Source organism: Mycobacterium sp. HUMS_12744610 (assembly GCF_041206865.1).
GTDB lineage: Bacteria > Actinomycetota > Actinomycetes > Mycobacteriales > Mycobacteriaceae > Mycobacterium > Mycobacterium servetii.
The window spans coordinates 69,389-85,162 of sequence record NZ_JBGEDP010000002.1; the positions used below are offsets into that span (position 1 = coordinate 69,389).

At 64.9% G+C, this 15,774-nt stretch carries 22 protein-coding genes and 1 pseudogene; 5 read left to right on the forward strand and 18 right to left on the reverse strand.

The annotated features are described in order from the left end of the window. Positions 1 to 79 precede the first annotated feature (79 nt). The 3 genes from AB8998_RS29580 to AB8998_RS29590 all read left to right on the forward strand — a co-directional run bounded on the left by AB8998_RS29580 (position 80) and on the right by AB8998_RS29590 (position 2,869). Entirely contained in the window at positions 80 to 1,018 is a 939-nt protein-coding gene (locus tag AB8998_RS29580) for a hypothetical protein (protein ID WP_369741904.1), read from the forward strand. A 139-nt stretch (positions 1,019 to 1,157) separates the two neighbouring features. Further along, a complete protein-coding gene (locus AB8998_RS29585; RefSeq protein WP_369741905.1) occupies positions 1,158 to 1,850 on the forward strand; it encodes a type IV toxin-antitoxin system AbiEi family antitoxin domain-containing protein in 693 nt (230 codons plus the stop codon). Continuing rightward, the gene (locus AB8998_RS29590) at positions 1,847 to 2,869 is read left to right on the forward strand and encodes a nucleotidyl transferase AbiEii/AbiGii toxin family protein (protein ID WP_369741906.1); all 1,023 of its coding nucleotides are present in this window, start codon (positions 1,847 to 1,849) and stop codon (positions 2,867 to 2,869) included. Before AB8998_RS29585 ends, AB8998_RS29590 begins: the two co-directional genes overlap by 4 nt. 18 nt (positions 2,870 to 2,887) lie before the next feature. Here AB8998_RS29590 and AB8998_RS29595 read toward each other — a convergent pair whose 3' ends face one another. Both AB8998_RS29595 and AB8998_RS29600 read right to left on the reverse strand, forming a co-directional pair. Beyond that, positions 2,888 to 3,556 (reverse strand): PIN domain-containing protein, encoded by a 669-nt coding sequence (locus tag AB8998_RS29595; protein ID WP_369741907.1) that lies wholly within the window; start codon positions 3,554 to 3,556, stop codon positions 2,888 to 2,890. Positions 3,557 to 3,573: 17 nt separating this feature from the next. Further along, on the reverse strand, positions 3,574 to 3,768 hold the full coding sequence (locus AB8998_RS29600) for a hypothetical protein (protein ID WP_369741908.1): 195 nt from the start codon (positions 3,766 to 3,768) through the stop codon (positions 3,574 to 3,576). Between AB8998_RS29600 and AB8998_RS29605 the strand changes: the two genes are divergently transcribed. Continuing rightward, positions 3,755 to 4,321 carry a hypothetical protein gene (locus AB8998_RS29605; RefSeq protein WP_369741909.1) on the forward strand — a complete coding sequence of 189 codons (567 nt, stop codon included), beginning with the start codon at positions 3,755 to 3,757 and terminating at the stop codon, positions 4,319 to 4,321. The two genes, AB8998_RS29600 and AB8998_RS29605, sit on opposite strands and share 14 nt — an antisense overlap. A gap of 83 nt (positions 4,322 to 4,404) precedes the next feature. On the opposite strand, the gene AB8998_RS29610 is transcribed toward AB8998_RS29605, so the two are convergent. The 13 genes and pseudogenes from AB8998_RS29610 to AB8998_RS29670 form a co-directional block, all read right to left on the reverse strand. Then, the gene (locus AB8998_RS29610; protein WP_225606729.1) at positions 4,405 to 4,872 is read right to left on the reverse strand and encodes an ASCH domain-containing protein; all 468 of its coding nucleotides are present in this window, start codon (positions 4,870 to 4,872) and stop codon (positions 4,405 to 4,407) included. Between the two features lie 394 nt (positions 4,873 to 5,266). Next, a complete protein-coding gene (locus tag AB8998_RS29615) occupies positions 5,267 to 6,112 on the reverse strand; it encodes a coiled-coil domain-containing protein (RefSeq protein ID WP_369741910.1) in 846 nt (281 codons plus the stop codon). A gap of 188 nt (positions 6,113 to 6,300) precedes the next feature. Then, positions 6,301 to 6,807: a hypothetical protein gene (locus AB8998_RS29620; protein WP_369741911.1), complete on the reverse strand. Its 507-nt coding sequence runs from the start codon at positions 6,805 to 6,807 to the stop codon at positions 6,301 to 6,303. A 224-nt stretch (positions 6,808 to 7,031) separates the two neighbouring features. Then, positions 7,032 to 7,226, reverse strand: a pseudogene (locus tag AB8998_RS29625) (MerR family transcriptional regulator); the annotation flags it as partial. 492 nt (positions 7,227 to 7,718) lie between these two features. Continuing rightward, on the reverse strand, positions 7,719 to 7,886 hold the full coding sequence (locus AB8998_RS29630) for a hypothetical protein (RefSeq protein WP_369741912.1): 168 nt from the start codon (positions 7,884 to 7,886) through the stop codon (positions 7,719 to 7,721). Between the two features lie 47 nt (positions 7,887 to 7,933). Further along, the gene (locus AB8998_RS29635) at positions 7,934 to 8,206 is read right to left on the reverse strand and encodes a hypothetical protein (protein WP_369741913.1); all 273 of its coding nucleotides are present in this window, start codon (positions 8,204 to 8,206) and stop codon (positions 7,934 to 7,936) included. Between the two features lie 144 nt (positions 8,207 to 8,350). Continuing rightward, positions 8,351 to 9,028, reverse strand: a complete 678-nt coding sequence (locus AB8998_RS29640; protein ID WP_369741914.1) for a Sir2 family NAD-dependent protein deacetylase — start codon at positions 9,026 to 9,028, stop codon at positions 8,351 to 8,353. Positions 9,029 to 9,050: 22 nt separating this feature from the next. Further along, complete coding sequence (locus AB8998_RS29645) at positions 9,051 to 9,296, reverse strand: hypothetical protein (RefSeq protein WP_369741915.1); 246 nt, start codon at positions 9,294 to 9,296, stop codon at positions 9,051 to 9,053. A gap of 15 nt (positions 9,297 to 9,311) precedes the next feature. Further along, positions 9,312 to 9,515, reverse strand: coding sequence for a hypothetical protein (locus tag AB8998_RS29650; protein ID WP_080711211.1), 204 nt, complete (start codon positions 9,513 to 9,515; stop codon positions 9,312 to 9,314). Beyond that, positions 9,508 to 9,855, reverse strand: coding sequence for a hypothetical protein (locus tag AB8998_RS29655; protein ID WP_369741916.1), 348 nt, complete (start codon positions 9,853 to 9,855; stop codon positions 9,508 to 9,510). The genes AB8998_RS29650 and AB8998_RS29655 overlap by 8 nt, the downstream gene beginning before the upstream one ends. Further along, entirely contained in the window at positions 9,852 to 10,886 is a 1,035-nt protein-coding gene (locus tag AB8998_RS29660) for a DUF5131 family protein (protein WP_369741917.1), read from the reverse strand. The genes AB8998_RS29655 and AB8998_RS29660 overlap by 4 nt, the downstream gene beginning before the upstream one ends. Positions 10,887 to 11,024: 138 nt before the next feature. Next, a complete protein-coding gene (locus AB8998_RS29665) occupies positions 11,025 to 11,858 on the reverse strand; it encodes a hypothetical protein (RefSeq protein WP_369741918.1) in 834 nt (277 codons plus the stop codon). A 161-nt stretch (positions 11,859 to 12,019) separates the two neighbouring features. Beyond that, the gene (locus tag AB8998_RS29670; protein WP_369741919.1) at positions 12,020 to 12,304 is read right to left on the reverse strand and encodes a hypothetical protein; all 285 of its coding nucleotides are present in this window, start codon (positions 12,302 to 12,304) and stop codon (positions 12,020 to 12,022) included. 317 nt (positions 12,305 to 12,621) lie between these two features. Here AB8998_RS29670 and AB8998_RS29675 point away from each other — a divergent pair, with 317 nt between their 5' ends. Further along, positions 12,622 to 13,857, forward strand: coding sequence for an IS256 family transposase (locus AB8998_RS29675; protein ID WP_369741377.1), 1,236 nt, complete (start codon positions 12,622 to 12,624; stop codon positions 13,855 to 13,857). A gap of 52 nt (positions 13,858 to 13,909) precedes the next feature. On the opposite strand, the gene AB8998_RS29680 is transcribed toward AB8998_RS29675, so the two are convergent. From AB8998_RS29680 to AB8998_RS29690, 3 genes are all read right to left on the reverse strand, one after another. Beyond that, entirely contained in the window at positions 13,910 to 14,143 is a 234-nt protein-coding gene (locus AB8998_RS29680) for a hypothetical protein (RefSeq protein WP_369741920.1), read from the reverse strand. A gap of 386 nt (positions 14,144 to 14,529) precedes the next feature. Next, positions 14,530 to 14,799 carry a hypothetical protein gene (locus AB8998_RS29685; RefSeq protein WP_369741921.1) on the reverse strand — a complete coding sequence of 90 codons (270 nt, stop codon included), beginning with the start codon at positions 14,797 to 14,799 and terminating at the stop codon, positions 14,530 to 14,532. A 57-nt stretch (positions 14,800 to 14,856) separates the two neighbouring features. Further along, entirely contained in the window at positions 14,857 to 15,507 is a 651-nt protein-coding gene (locus AB8998_RS29690; protein ID WP_369741922.1) for a hypothetical protein, read from the reverse strand. Positions 15,508 to 15,774: the final 267 nt, after the last annotated feature.

The following is a 15,774-nucleotide window of genomic DNA, read 5'->3' on the forward strand; positions in this document are numbered from 1 at the left end:
ACCTGCGCCGGGCGGTTGGCCACCCTCCCGATTCCCTCTGCTGCTCTCAAAGCAACCAGCATGGGCGATACTTTGAGACATGGACCCCGTTGACGCCCTCTTGCAACAAGCGCGCCAACTGCTGGGCGGCGCCACCCCACCAGACCCCGAACCCGCCGCCCTCGGTGAACCCAACCTCGCCGGCCAACACCCGACCAGCTGGGACGGTGACGCCAGCACCCAGGCCGCCACCACCAGCACCACCCTCGACGGCCAGCGCGACCAACTACGCACCACCCATCACAACGCCGCCACCACCATCGCCACCGCCAACACCATCGGACAAGACGCGCGCGACAACCTCACCGCAGTCGAGACCGCCTGGCAACAAGACAAAAGCACCTTCACCCCGACCACCGCCCAGGGCCAAGCCGCCCTACTGCAAGCAGGCCAGCAACGCATCACCGAAGCCACTCAAATCGTCGAAGACACCGCCAGCCAGTACCAAAGCGCCGCACAACAACTCCAGACCCACACCACCGAACTCGGCGGCGACTCCACCGACCCCACCATCCAAGCAGTGGATTTCACCGACCCGCCACAACGCCCACAGACCGACGATCCGCGCAAGTACTGGCTGGGCACTGACGACATCGTGACTCTCGAACCCGGCGCCCTAGGCCCCCACGGCTACATGGAGCTGGCACCGAACTCCGGAGTGTGGGTGCCCAATCCCCGCAACTTCCCCGTCGGGGTGGACCGGGCGCCAAGCAAGAGCCCGATCGACCTCAGTCGCGTCGTCCATCTGGCGCCCGGACAGCTGGGCCCCTACGGCTACGACGAGCTCGTGCCGGGCTCCGGCACCTGGATTCCCAGCCCCAGCTCTCTGGTCGTCACCCCTGATCCGGGTCCACCGCAGTCGCCGATCGATCTGCGCAAGATCGTCCAGGTACCCGCCGGGCAGCTGGGACCATCGGGTTACACCGAGCTGGTGCCCGGCACCTGGGTGCCAGACCCGCGCGCCAACGGGCCTCGATAGCGACGACGAGCTGCCCGAACATCCCCCGGACGGGAGCGGACAATCCCTCGCAGATTTCCACGCCCACGCCGACCTGTCGGACCCGCCGACTAGCATTGAGCATTCCGTTTGATCCCCTCTGTGGGTATCATCGGGAGTCATGGGGAGTAGTGCTGCCTCCGAAGCCGACCTCGCGATCGAAGCGGCCGGCCAGTGGGGCATGTTCACTGCCGCCCAGGCGACTCGTCTGGGCCTCACCCGCAAACGGCTCACCCAGCTGACAGCGGCCGGACGCATCCACCACGCCGATACTCGCGGTGTCTACCGCTTCGCCGGCGCACCCGAGGACATCACCCTCGACACCCTCAGGGCACTATGGCTGGCGTTGGATCCGGAGTCGTTCGCCGGCGAGCGAATACGTCGGCTGCACACCGGCGGCACCGACGCCATCGTTTCCCATCTGGCCGCAGCACATTACGTCCACGGCCTGGGTAGCCTGCATCCCGACTACCTGGACTTCACCGTGGTTGCCCCACGACGCAGCAACAACCCCCTCGTTCGCTTCCGCGTCGCCGAACGCACCTCGTTCCAGATTGTGGCCGGCCTGCCCGTGACGACCATCGCCCAAACCGTCGCCGACCTCTACAGCGACGGCATCGACGCCGGCCACCTCGGCGACATCCTCACCGACGCACTGCTCAGCGCTGCTGCCGATATGGCCGCCATCACCGCCGCCCTCGACCCGCTCACCGACAACAACGGCCGAGACACCATCCTGCACGCACTGTCCGTCGTCGGCGCACCCGAGTCCCTCGCCGAAGCCAACGAACTGCTGTTCGCCAGCCGACGATGAGCTGGTCCAACGACTACCGCTCCGAACGCGCCTTCTGGGTCGCACTGCGGACCCGCGCCACCCAGCAGTCGCGCACCGACCACACACACTCGTCGCAGGAACTCATACGACAGTTCGTCATCCAGAGATTCATCGCCCGACTATTCACCGACACCGACAGCACCCCGTGGGTTGTTGCCGGCGGCACCGGAATGCTCATCAGGATGCCCGGAGCCCGCGCTACCCGCGATCTCGACCTGACCACACTCACTCCCGACCTCGGCGAACCCCATGCCGTCCAGCAAGCATTGTCGACCGCCACCGGCGCCCACGACGCCGACCCCTTCATCTACACCGTCGACACGGGAAAGCCGTTCACCGGCGCGGTGCGCGGTACCAAGCTCCGGATCACCGCCGCCATTTCAACCGATCGCGCCGCCACCTTCGGCCTCGACGTCGCCGCCGACACCATCCTCGTCAGCGATATCGAACACCAGCAGATGCAGCCCGCGGTACCCGGCATGCGAGGGCTACCTACCCTGCCGTCAGTCCCGTTGTTCCCCCTGGCCAGCCAGATCGCCGACAAGGTCGTGGGCGTCATGTACCGCGACGACAAGAACCGCTCCGCCAACCGCTACCGAGATCTCGTCGATCTCGCCCTCTACGCACAGTCCGTCGACGTCAGCGCCGCCGCCCTGCGATCTGCACTTGCGGCCCGCGCCGCAACGCGTGACCAGCCCCCGCCGGACCGTATCGAGATTCCCCCAGGCTGGGAGGCTGGTTACGCCCGCACCGCCGCCCCGACCAGCTTGCCAGTACCCCTTCGCGACGCCGCCACCGCCGCCGATGTCGTCAACGCCTGGTTACAGCCCGTTCTCTCCGGCAGCATTGCAGCAGAACACATCTGGGACCACAGCGCATCGGCGTGGCGACCACCCGATCACGCCCCACATCGGCCCGGCGAAGTCTGGGTCCGCCCCCACACCCGGGACGGACGCGACATCGCCGACTACTACCGCCGCGCACCGCGACGGCCATAAAACCAACATTCAGGCGTTTCAGCCCGCCCGCCGAATCTGTTGAGGCGCACTGTAATCGCGGCTATCACCGCACGCAGCGAAATCGCGCTCACCAAGTCGTGTGCACCACAGGCGCCCGTCGCCGTGCAGACGACCATGGTCCGGCGCCCTGCCACCGACCCATTGGAATGCCTCTATTTCTGCGCGGTGTGCACGCTGGACGGCCGCCACGGCCGGATCGAGGTCGCTGTCATGGCTGGCGACGATGACCAGATCGATCGCATCACTGTCAGCGGCAGAGATAACCGCCAGCGCGCAGAGAACGTCGATACCTTTTTCGCGCGCTTCCACGTCCGATTGCAGCGCTGGGCCCGGGCCAGTGCTGTAGCGCTGCTGCACCACGCGATATCGCAGCGGGCGGTGAGTCACCGTGACAAGGGGGTCGGTCTCCCATTCGCATTGTTGGGCGAGGTTGCGCTGGTAGCCGGCGAGGTCGTATTCAGGCTCCGGCAGGCCGCGGAACACCTGCACCTCAGCGAGTTCTGCCCTGCCGCGCCCGGCGGCAGCGCGCACATCGAGCAGTCGTCGCGCGAACGCTCCCGGGGAAATCAGGCACTCGTGCAGCGGGCGTTCACCACAGAATCGCTCATGACCTCGTAGGTGCACATTCTGGTAGTCGACGATCACTGCCGCCTGGCGTGCGGACATGATGCCCTCCTTGGGTTCTAACCACGCCGATACCGACGCAGGCCTCTGACCAACGCCACGGCGAGCAGGCCGAGTCCGATCGGGATAAGGAATGGCGCAGACCGCGCCGCATCGGAGACGACGATGGACCCGAATCGCCACATCGCTGAGTGGGCGAACGTGTCGAGCAGACTGTGCTGGTGGTAGTGCCCGGCGGCGATGAGCGTGATCATGATTTTGAACGTAGAAGGCCGCGTGGTCGTCTTCCAGAGGACCAGCCCCTGCCGGGCCGGTGAGCTGCTGCTGGCAGCCCCGGTGAAGACTGCGGGGAATCTTGCTACGTTCCTTGATGTGCCCATGCTTGCGCTGCACACCATGCATTCCGGCCCTCCGGAGTTGGCCGACCAACTGCCCGCGTTGGCACGGTTGGCGATCGCTATGGATAACACCGGGGAGTTCCGCTACTGGTACGCGAGCCTGGAGGTGCCGTGGCGGATGAGCTTGCCTGAGGACGTCGACCCGACGCAGGTGCCGCAGGGCTGGTTGCGCCGGGACGGCGGCCGGTTGGTCTATCTCGCCCGCGAGCTGATCGTCGCGTTCCCGGCTGACAGCCCGCCGATGACGGTGGACCAGCCCAACATCGGAGTCGGTGTTGCTGTTGTCACCGATCCCAGCCTCGTTCAGGATCTGACAATGGACCCGGCCAAGGTGGCCTATGTTGGCGGTTTCAGCGGCGATCTCACGGCCGCGGTCACGCCGCTGGCCGCCCGCCCCGCTCGCCGTTGATCCGTTCGGGGCACACCGCGCACTCCCCACTTTCCCAACGCCTCGGCCAGCGATTCATGGTGAATCGGTCGCTGCGGGCCTCGTCAGGCCGGGCAGCCGGTGCAGATTCCGGTGTTGTCGGCGAAGCTAACACGCCAGGCGCACGGACCGCAGATCGTCTCGCAAGCGTCGTAGTCGGTGCATCCGCACACTCTGCATACCCGCGGATAGCCCCATTCGATCCGCGTGATGTGCTGGCCTGTGGTCACGCCACGGTGGGTGGCGCAGTAGAAGTCGATGAACCGGCCGGTCGTCCAGTCGGGGAAGCCCTCGGCAATCACGTCTGCGGCGGTGATCGCTTCCAGCGGTTCCCGTCGCACGTCGAGTGTTTCGACAGTCTCGATCACCTCCAGGGGCTCCCCGTGTCGACGCCCACGCACCTTCTTGCATAGCGTGAGCAAGTCGCCCGGGTACAGGATGCGGTTGCCGCGCTTGTCCATCCACCAGTTGACACGTCGTGTCTGGGTCTTCACTCGACGGCGCACCTGATCGGTGGTCAGGGCCACACTCATCAAACGTGGCATTCCAATCCCTTTCTCCGATTGATCATTGTGCTGCGCGCGACCGCGCCCATACGGGAGGATGCGACGACCGCCAAACCGACTGCGCCAAGAGGACATTCAGCTGCCCCATGACATGACTGATCAGCCCTTGTCGACAAGCAGCACATTGTTTTTCGCTGAGATGGGCCGTTCGCGCGGACGCACACGACGCAACGCTAGACGGACGGTGAGATTTCAGCCCAGGACGGGTTACCGGGGCGCCGTACGGCCTCTGTGTTAGCCCTTCGCGTCCTCCGACGGTGCCGCCTTCAGGTACCCAGACGGTGCCGTCGAACACGCCGCCGGTTCGACGCGCTATCCAGGTCTTGACCGGTTACGGTCTCCGGATTTTCGGTGTTGTAAGTCACGGAGTGCCCGGATCTGGGTTCTGGGTGGTGGCGAAGTACTGCCGAGCCTCCTCGACGTAGCGGGTTGCGTCGGCGACGTAACGCTCGGCATCGGCGCGAGTCTGCGTAATCTCGGCGTCTGCCGCTTGCCGCGCCTCGGCGATCATACTGTCGGCACGGGACTGTGCGGCGGCGACCTCGGCGGCGGCGTCAGCCCGTATGCGGGCTATCTCGTTGCGGGCCTGTTCGAGTTCGGCTTGCGCGGCGGCGCGCTCGTCGGCGCGTTCGGTGGCGCGCTGTTGGGCGCGGGTGTCGGCGGCGGCGGCCTGTTCCTGGGCAGCGGCGACCTCGGCGGCGGCGTCGGTCCGGGCCTGCGCCAGCTCGGCGCGCAGCTCTTCGATGGCTGCTTCTGCTGCTGCGCGTTCGGTGATGCGTTCGGTGGCGCGCTGTTGGGCGCGGGTGTCGGCGGCGGCGGCCTTTTCCTGGGCAGCGGCGACCTCGGCGGCGGCGTCGGTCCGGGCCTGGGCCAGCTCGGCGCGCAGCTGTGCTGTTGTGGCTTCTAGTTCGCGGCGTTGGGTTGCCCATTCGGACTCCCGTTGCGCGGCAGCGGCTTCGGTCTCGCGGATCCGTTGTGCAGCGGTCTCTTCGGTCTCACGGATCCGTTGCGTGGCGGTGACTTCGGTCTCGCGTGCGCGGCGGCGCGCGGCTTCGGCCGTCTGCTGATATTGGTCGGCGGCGGCAAGGGCTGTTGTCGCGGCGGCTTGGGCGTCGGCCTTTTCAAGGTTCGCGTTGTGGGCCTGTTGTTGAGCCAGTGTGCGGAGCCGGTCTGCCTCAGCGATTTTCTGGCGCACGGTGAGCCGCACGGCTCCGGGGCCTAGTGTGCGGCGACGTTCGATGAGTTTGTCGACCGGTGTTCCTGCGACGGCTACCAGCTCGTCGGGTGGTTGGATTCCGGCCTGCTGGGCGGCTGCGACCGCGTCGGCGGCGACGCGCTTTGTGATCGCTGCCCAGTCCTCGATCGGCAGTTCAGCGATGTGCTCTTGGAGTCGGGTCACCGCCTGCGCCGTCCTTGGCCGCTAGCGGTTTCGGATTCTTCTTTGTCGGGCGAGTCGGCTGGGGTGGCAGCATGCGCGCCTGGTGTCGTGTTAGTCGATTTTTTTGTCGCTGTTGCGATTTCGGTGAGGCGTTGTGCTTGTTGGGTGAGGACCAGGCCGAGCTGGCTGAGGTACACGGCGGCGGCTTTCTCCAGGGTTTCGTCGCCGAGTTCTTTGGCGTCGCGGCTAATGCCCTTGAGTAGTTCTTGAGCCAGTTCCGGACCTAGCCCCATGTTGGCGGTGGCGGGGTCGGTTGCGGCGGGCTCGGTGTCGGCGGTGGTGATCACCCAAGTCAGACGTTGCCAGCATTGAGCGATGGCTGCCGCGCGTCGGTGTTGTTCTGTCTCGTGGTTGGACCGTTCGTCGGCACGACGTGCGGCGATCATCACCGTGAGCAGGATGAGCAGGGCAGCCAGGATTGCGCAGATGCCGGCAAAACCGGTGCTGGCCACCCAGTCGCGCATCGGTGGGAGGTCGGCAGCCGCCGATATTAGTGTTTGCGGAGCCATGATCGGCACCCTAACTGGGAGGTAGGAGATGACGGACGGACGGCTCCAGCGGGTTGCTGCTGACGGCGGGCGAAGGTGTACCGGCGGCGGTTGTTCGACACGCTGCTGGCGACCTGGTTGCTTGGTTTGGCGAGTTCGTCGTCGACGGCGCCGGGTTGGCGCTCACCGGTGGCTGTTTTTCCGGATCCGGCCGCGGTGGCGATAGATGGCTGGGCCAACTCGGTGCGCGCCCAGTAGTCGAGTTGCCGATAGGTGATGCCGACGACGGCGCAAGCTGCGGGTCCACGCCAACCTCGGGTGTCGTCGGCGACTGCGGATACTGCGTCGAACGCTTCGGCGTCCAGTTCTTCGAAGCTGAGCTGTTGTTCCGTCATGGTGGCCCTCCCGGGTTTCGATGGTAGGTCGGCCGGATGGGCAGACGCCTGTGACGCACTAGGTTCGCGGCTTTTGTTAGCGCCTGACGCGTTGTTGTCAACGATGCCCATAGCGCCTTCGGGCACGACGGATTACATGCGGGTCGCCGGTGCCGGTTCGATCCGGAGCATGTAGATCTTGGTGTCTGTTGTCGTCGAGATGATGATCCAGTCGGCCCCGCTCGTGGGAGTGACAAGCCGGCCCCACGTCGTGGGGTCATGCCTGCGGCGCCAGCGGCGGCAGGAGCACCATGATCAGGCATGCGTCTACTATACCCGACACTCGAAATGTCGTCTATAGTAGACGTTGCGGCGGCGGTGAAGACCCACGTCCGTCCGCCATGGTCGCCTACGTCGCCGTCACCCGAGCCCGCATGCTGCTCGACCGCGGCGGTCTGGCGTGGATCGACAAACACCAGCGCCGACGATAGCCACACGACCCGCTGGTGCGAGTCAGGCCGGCGGAGTCTGCCCCGCAGTCTCGGGCCCGGATCCACCAGGCCACTGCCGAGCCTGCTGCGGCGGCAGCGAGACCAGCTGCACGGCATGCTGCGATGGCAGCTGGGCCAGCTGGGTCACCGGCACAGACCACTGTGCCTCGTCGTCGAATCCACTGGTCATCTCCGCCTCCCTCTCCTGCTCATATGAGGTGACACTACGTCGCGAAGTCAGCGACGCGCCCCCTGGTCGTTGTCGGTGCTGGCTGGTCGCACCGCTCTGGCCGGACACCATTGCGACATCGCGAGCTTCCCGCGGCCGTTCCCGGTGGGAACCTCGCAGCTCACCAGCGCCAGCCATCCGCCGGCAGCCGATTGCGCCCAGGCATGCAGGCGGCCGGGAACCTGACCGCGAAAGACCAGGCCTTCGGTCTTCACGCGCATCGCCACCTCATCGCGACGGAACGCGTCATCAGGGTTGGTGATCAGCAGGCTCAGATCCACCACCACAGGTTTCGGCGGATCCACCACTCGACGCGTCGGAGGGTGCATCGCGACCGGCCATTCTTCGAACACATGTGTGATTGTCGCCTCTGTCGGGCCCAGGTGTCGATCACTTCACGCCGCCGCCGATCGGGGACAGCTGGGTCAGGCTCGCTGGATGAGGTGCTCGACGAACTCGGGAACTCGGCGTGTCGCCGGGCCAATCCAGTGGTGATCGAACCGCCCGCCGTCGGTGGCGACCTGGTTGATCTCGTAGGTCTCGGCGCCGGCGGCCTTCGCGATCGCGGCGAATTGGCTGGCCGGATACACCGTTCCTGAGGTGCCGATCGCCGCGAAAACACTTACGGTAGCGAGCTTTTCTACGATCATGTCCAGGCCGATCGTGCGCTCGCCGAACCAAACCACGTGCGGTCGCCACTGCGTATCGGTCTCGACAACGTCGTGCGGCCACTCCAGCACCTGGCCGGTGTCGACGTGGCGGATCTTGCGTAGCTCGCCGTGCATCGCGGTCACCTCGACTGTGCCGGCACGTTGATGCAGATCGTCGATGTTCTGCGTGACCAGGTGCATGCGCGGGCCGAGGTGGCGCTGCAGGCGCGCCAGCGAGTGGTGCGCGGCGTTGGGTTCCACCTCGTGCAGACGGCGGCGCAGTCGGTTGTAGAACCGCTGCACGGTGACCGGGTCGGCGGCGAAACCGTCCGGTGTCGCCACGTCCTCGCGGCGATGACCTTCCCAGAGACCGTCGGCGCCGCTGAACGTCGGGAGTCCGGACTCGGCGCTGATCCCAGCCCCGGTCAACACCACAACTTCGGTTACGGCCACTCCCCTTTGCTCCTCTTTCGATTCAGCTGGACTCCAATAGCTGGTTCAGCTTATTGATCTCTTGCTGTCGACGATGTTGGCGCCGGCCGTCGCACACCAACCGCACCAATTCCTCGGTGGCCGGATCCTCGCGATACCGCGCGATTCCCTCAGCGACTAACAAACTGACCAATTGGTGTGGCCGTACGCCCAGGGCGCAACACAGCGCCGCGAATTCGTCGACCTTGTCCTGGCCTACAACACGGTAGGACGTCTTGAGCTCATCCATCCGCGTCCACCCGGGTCATCGCCAACCAGCGACAGCGTGCAGGAACTCAGACGTCCCGCCGGCGCCGGCGCCACCGGCCAGCGCGAGCACCGCGGCGCTCACCAGTAGCCGCCGTACGCGGCGGATGATTCTCAGCACCGCGGCGGCGACCAGGCCAGCAGCGACACCGGCTAGCACAGCAGCGGGATGGGCCGAGACGATACCGACGAGGTCAGCCACGGCCAGCGCCCTCCGGCAAGTCCGCCATGCATGCGAAACTGCTTTCAGCTTCACGCATTCCGGCCTCATACCCGGCCTGCACCTCATCAACGAGGGCGCCGGCGCCGCGCTCGCGGGCGATCCGCGCAGCCACGTTCCATACGCTTTCCGTCTCCTCGTATCGGGTTCCCGACAGTACATAGCCGATCTCTTCGACGACCCGGCACACACCGAGCAGCGAGCCCATATGGATGTGGTTGCATTCATCGAGATATCGGGCCCAATGCGCCACTGCATCGAAATCCCCCGCCGCGATCGCGTCCTCTAGCGTGCCTTTCGGCCGATCCAAGAATCCGGTCATGCCTCACCCACTCTCCCTGCGGCGTTGGTGATTACGGATTGCGAGGGGCGCTTGCCCCCGCCTACCGGCGTTGGGAACTGGTCCCATGTTCGGCCGTCCAGTTCGCGGCCAGCCGTCTTCTTGCCGACCCGCTGGAGGATCTCGCGTAATACGAATCCATGGGGGGCATCTTGCGTTGCTGAGCCATAGATCCGAGGACCGTCGAGAACCCCGACACCGTAACGTCTGGTGCTTGCCCATTCACCGTTTTGCTTATGCAAGAACGCAACACCGTTGGCTAGGCAATGGTCTCGAATCGTGCGCGCCCATTGCGGATCCATCGGGCGAGCGCCAGGACCGGATTCGCCACCGGTAATCACCCAGTCGATCCCATTCAAGTCCAAGCTGGGCAACGCGCCCAGTAGCGGCTCCAGCGACAAGAACCGGACCGAGGCCGCGGTCTCCCGTAAATCGTCGGCGCGCCCGGTGTAGTCATCTGACTCGATCGAGGTTCCTAGCCACACGTTGGGCAGGGGCCACGGGCATTCCCCGTCGGTCCGCTCGAACAACCATCGGATGTTCCATGCCGGGATGTTCGGGCCGTTTCGACGGAGATCCCACAGTGCCTGCATCATCGCCTTGTGGACTCGGCCCCCGTGAGCGAGAAGCTCGCGCATCCGGCCCGGTCGTTTCGTTAGTACTTGGTAGCTGTGCTGCGGAGTGAGTGCCATCGTGGCGAAGATCTTCCCTTGGAAGTCAGCGGCGACGCGCGCGTGGAAGACGTCAGACATGCTGTCCAAGAACACCATTTGACTCTTGCGTGGCCACTTGACGATCGGATCCAGCACCGATTCTTGATGCATTGTCACTTCGAATCCGGGACCGCTCGTGCGTGGATCGCCGTCATTCTGGTACTTCGCCGATCCCATCGCCTTGAGTCGACGGGCCATCGTCATCGCGTAGCAGCGATCGCACCCAGGTGAAATTCGGTCACAACCAGTTGTCGGGTTCCACGTGGCTTCGGTCCATTCGATGGATGTGGCGGTACTCACCGCTTCCCTCCCGGCGAATCATCAAGCAGCCGAAAGCGATACCTGCGGACCACTTTCAGATACCCCTCACTGCCGTTGAGTTCTGCGCAGCGCCGGCAGTCCGATGGTCAGCCCGCGCCTGTAGCGGGTACGGCCGATTCATGCGCTTGCCTCGAACTGGGCTAGCGGATCGACGTCCGGAATGCCGTGAAGCGTCAGAGGCCTTCCGGAATCCAGTTCCTGACTCCACTGAAACACCCATTCGCCCAGACCATCGCCCGCGTCGAACTCTGCAACGAGACGGCGCGCCGCGATGTCGGCGACCTTTGGGCCGACACGCTGCAGCACAGCCAGCAGATACGTCATTCCCCAGCCGTTGACGCTGCATGAGATCGCCTCATGCCAAGCCTCCCGGTTCTTGGCGATCAATTCGCGTTCGCGGATCGACTTGTATTGCGCTGGCCACCAGTCCAATTGCTCCCGCAGCAGCGTCGTCGCGGGTTCACGCTCGCGTGCGGCGCGCTTGTCTTCATCATCGCCCCACAGCGACACGGGGCCGCTGTAGCCCTCATCCATTTGCCAGTCTCGGATGGCTGCGCGGACAGCGTCGGCCAGGTCTGCGTTCTCCGGTCTGGCGAAGTGGTTTCGCGTGTCGAAATCCCAGTCGAAGTGTTTGAGCGCGGCGGCCAGTTTCTCCAGGCCGCTCACATAGGTGCTTTCAACGAGCTGCGCGCCGGTGTGCGTGTGCGTCAAGGCAAGCGTTCCGCGGAATCGCAGATTGCCATCGTCCTTGCTGCACCCCACCGCTGGTGCGATCACCAAGTGTGGGCAGACCGTGGGCTGCGCAGGTACCCACACTGTCTGCACCCGTCTACCATCAATACTCAGCGGTATCGCCTGGCGCACAAAGTCCTTCAGTTCCGGGCCGCATTGCCCGGAGAGTTCTGGTGGAGCCTCACCCAGGGGCTCGGTACCGTCTTCAGTTGCGTTCATCTCTGCTCCCCTAACCACGTCGTGTTGCACCACGCGACCCTGAAGCCGTCGAAAAGTGCGGTCATGAATGTTCACCTTCTCCTGATGGGACTCGGCCCCAGGTGGGGTTTAGATGAGGAAATGTCCCAGTGGGATCTCCGTCTGCCCGATTCGAGGTCTGGTCATGCACAGGTCCGCCTCTTCCCTGTTTCCGGTTTGTGGCCGCGATGAGCACCCGGGGTACGTCGTGGCGATCGCGCACGCGTCCACAGTTGCTGTCGCGCGCGGAGCTGCTCGGCGAAGCCGTGGGTCAGCTTTGGCCAGTCGCCGATGGTGTAGTCGGCGTCGAGGATGTCGTCACAGTCGGGACAGGTGACGTCCTGACGAAACGTTGTGAGGTCGCCGTCTTGTTCGCAAAGCGCTCCGGGGATACCTCCGCCGTCCGGCGCATGTACGTGGATGTTCATCAAACCGCCTTTCCTGGCTTGTGTTTCGGGTCGGTTGTTCGATCCCGCGCATGTAGCCTCACCTCGGTCGCCGGCGTGGGAGTATCCGGTCTGCGACTGACGCCGCTCGTTGCTTGCCTTGCGATGAGTTCGTATCCCACATCCACAACGGAACGTGGTTGGGTGGTGCCTGGGATCAGCCAGCCGGGGGGGCGTGTCATTCCATCTGTGTAAGTCCGGGGTGGTCCATCATCGGACCGCCGTTGGGCGGACAGAAGGAGTGTTTTGTGACCAAGACCATGCAGATGCCGGCTGAGGAGACGACCGCGGCGCGGCGGCTGGCCGAGATGTTCACCGAAGAGACGCTGGACTCGTTGATTAAGGATGCGGTGAAGACCGGGACCCCGATCGACGGCGCGGACGGTTTGCTGAACCAGCTGACTAAGGCCGTGCTGGAGCGGGCGCTGAATGCGGAGCTAACCCACCATCTGGGTTATGAGGCCGGCGATCCGGCCGGACGCGGATCGGGAAATTCGCGCAACGGCACCACGCCGAAAACGGTGACCACCGTCAACGGCCCGGTGCAGATCGATGCGCCGCGTGATCGCAACGGCTCGTTTGAGCCGGCGATTGTGCCGAAGAAGACCCGCCGGCTCAACAACATCAATTCGGTGGTGTTGTCGCTGTATTCACGGGGAATGACCACCCGCGATATCGAAGCCCACCTGCAGGAGGTCTATGGGGCGTCGGTGTCGCGGGAGTTGATCTCCAATATCACCGAGGTGGTGGTCGATGAGATCAAGGCCTGGCAGGCCCGCCCGCTCGATGAGGTCTACCCGATCCTCTACATCGATGGGCTGCGGCTGCGGATCGGCGACAACGGGGTCATCACCACCAAGGTCGCCTATTTGGCCATTGGCGTGGATCTGGAGGGCCGCAAACACGCCTTGGGCTGCTGGATCCAGGACTCCGAGGGGGCGAAGTTCTGGCAGAAGGTCGTCATCGACCTGCGCAACCGCGGGGTGCGCGACATCCTCATCGCCTGCTGCGACGGGCTGACCGGTCTGCCTGATGCGATCCGCTCGATCTATCCCGATACCGTGGTGCAGACCTGCGTCGTGCACGTCATTAGGAATGCGATGCGCTTCGTGTCTTATAAGGACCGCAAGAAGGTCGCCACCGCGATGCGGGCGATCTACAGTGCGCCGACCGTCGATGGAGCCGAACTCGCACTCAAGGAGTTCGACCAGCAATTCGGCGCCCAATATCCGGGTGCAATTGACGTGTGGCACAACGCCTGGGGGGAATTCGTTCCGTTCCTGGACTATCCGGTGGAGTTGCGCAAGATCGTCTACACCACCAATGCGATCGAGTCGATCAACTTCCAGTTGCGCAAGATCACCAAGAACCGTGGTCATTTCACGGACAAGGACGCCGCGATGAAGTTGCTGTACCTCGGGCTGCGCAACATCTCCAGCGAGAGAGGAGGCTATTCGGGTACTGGAACGCACAACTGGACTGTGGCGCTCAACACACTCGCCAGACTATTCCCTGGGCGAATCCCATTGTGCTAGAATACAACTCGTAGTCAAATCACCTCTGACTTACACAGAAATCGTGACAGGCTCAGCCGGGGAACCGCACCGTCACCGTCTCCCCGAGTGCCCCGAGGTCCACAGGGACGGAGATTTCCACCCAGCCGTCGACGCAGGACCACTCGGCCAACAGTTGTGGTTCGGGGCCGTCGTCGTTGGTGCAGTCGATGCGCATGGAGTCCAGCCACACCGCGGCCGGCAACCGAATCGCCTCATCGGCCATGGCCGCGGCCCCCTTGCGCCTTACCTGAACCACCTGTGCCACAGGTATTTACATTCCACGACCCGTTATCGGTGTAATCCGTGTCATCCAAGTCCCACAGCTGCCCATTCGGGTCGAGGACACTGTCGTGCCCGCAGCCCGGACACCGGAACGCCGATAGCACCCCCACTGGATGGCGGCCCCTTCGCAACCGTGCCCGGCCGATCGCCGGCGGGGCGGTGTCCGGATCCGTCCAAACACGTCCAACGTTGATCATCCGCGTATCCGTGGACCCGCAGCGATCGCACGACTCAGGCCGCACTCGCCTTGGTGGGCAGATGAACACCTCGCCGGTGCTCGACCAGGATCCCCACTGCACTGGCAGCCCGTCCCACCGTGGCGGCAGATCATGCGCGCGCGGCCACAGGTCCAGCGCCCCCTGCCCGACCTCAGCCATGACGCCCACCGTGGTCGCCAGCCAGATGCGCACTCCACTTCTCCTCGAACACAGCCAGCGCCGAAGCACGCTCCTGGTCAAGGTAGTGCTCGTACTCCTCACGATGCGCTTCACGCAGCCGCGCTAACGCACGCCCGGGAGCCGGCGAAAGCTCCCACGACCGCAACACCGTCCGCCGCATGCCGCAGGCGCACTCATTGACCTCTTGCACGGCCGGCTGGTCCAGGTCGACGATGTCGACAGCGCTCGCAGCCAGGTCCATGTTCTCGATCGTTCAACCCGCCATACCTGTTTTCAACAGGACCATGACGCCCGGCAGCTACCGCTGCAGCAACCCTGCAGAGGCCTGCCCCGGTCGCCACCGCATCAGGTCGCCCCGCGGACGGCGACAGCTCGGCGGTATCACCGTCATCCGGCACAGCAGCTCAGTCACCTCGGGCACGGGGTCAGGCGCGGTGGGGTCAGCAACCAGGACCAGGTGGGCCTGGTTGACCCGGCCATCCACGGCAATCCTTCGCAGCGGGCCCCGGCAGCTGTCCCCGATCCCGTCGACGATCCCCTTCACGGTGTCGACGACCACCAGAAGCGGCGCCGCCGGAAGGGGATACATCAGGTCGACGCTTCGCTGCAGCAGTGCACTGTGCTCGGTCGGCGTGGTCGCCACCTCGACGCCGGGCCAACCGAGGAACTCCCCATATTCGCGGTCGAACTGCCGCAGGATGTGAACCCGCCAACGCGCACGAGCGGCCGCCACCGCGATGTTCTGGGCCGTGATCGTCTTGCCGCTCCCAACGACGCCGCCAAGGTGCAGATGCGGCCACAGGTCGGCCTCAGGTCGCCACACGACGTCATCACCCAGCTCTGTGACGGCGATCGGCATGCTGATGTCGGACGTCCCCGAGGTCTCGGGCGCGAAGTCGGCCTCGGGCAACGCGTAGACGCCGTCTCGCTGCCGAGCAACACTGATCATCCGACGTACTCGTGGCTGCGACGGTATGGATAGTGACGGATGCTTTCGGCGTAAGAAGGACAGGTTCATACGTTCGATCGTCGATTCCCGGCAGTGCCGTCTCAAGAGGAGCCGGGCCGGGAACCGGCTAGCGTCTACGACCGTCGTCCAGTATCGGACGCTCGGTCGGCCAAGCTTCTATGTGCCGCGCCCGGATGCGACGTTCGCACCCCGACCCGGGGCCCACGCCGTGGGCTACCGGCGGACCGTGGCGGGTGTCGCAGGCGC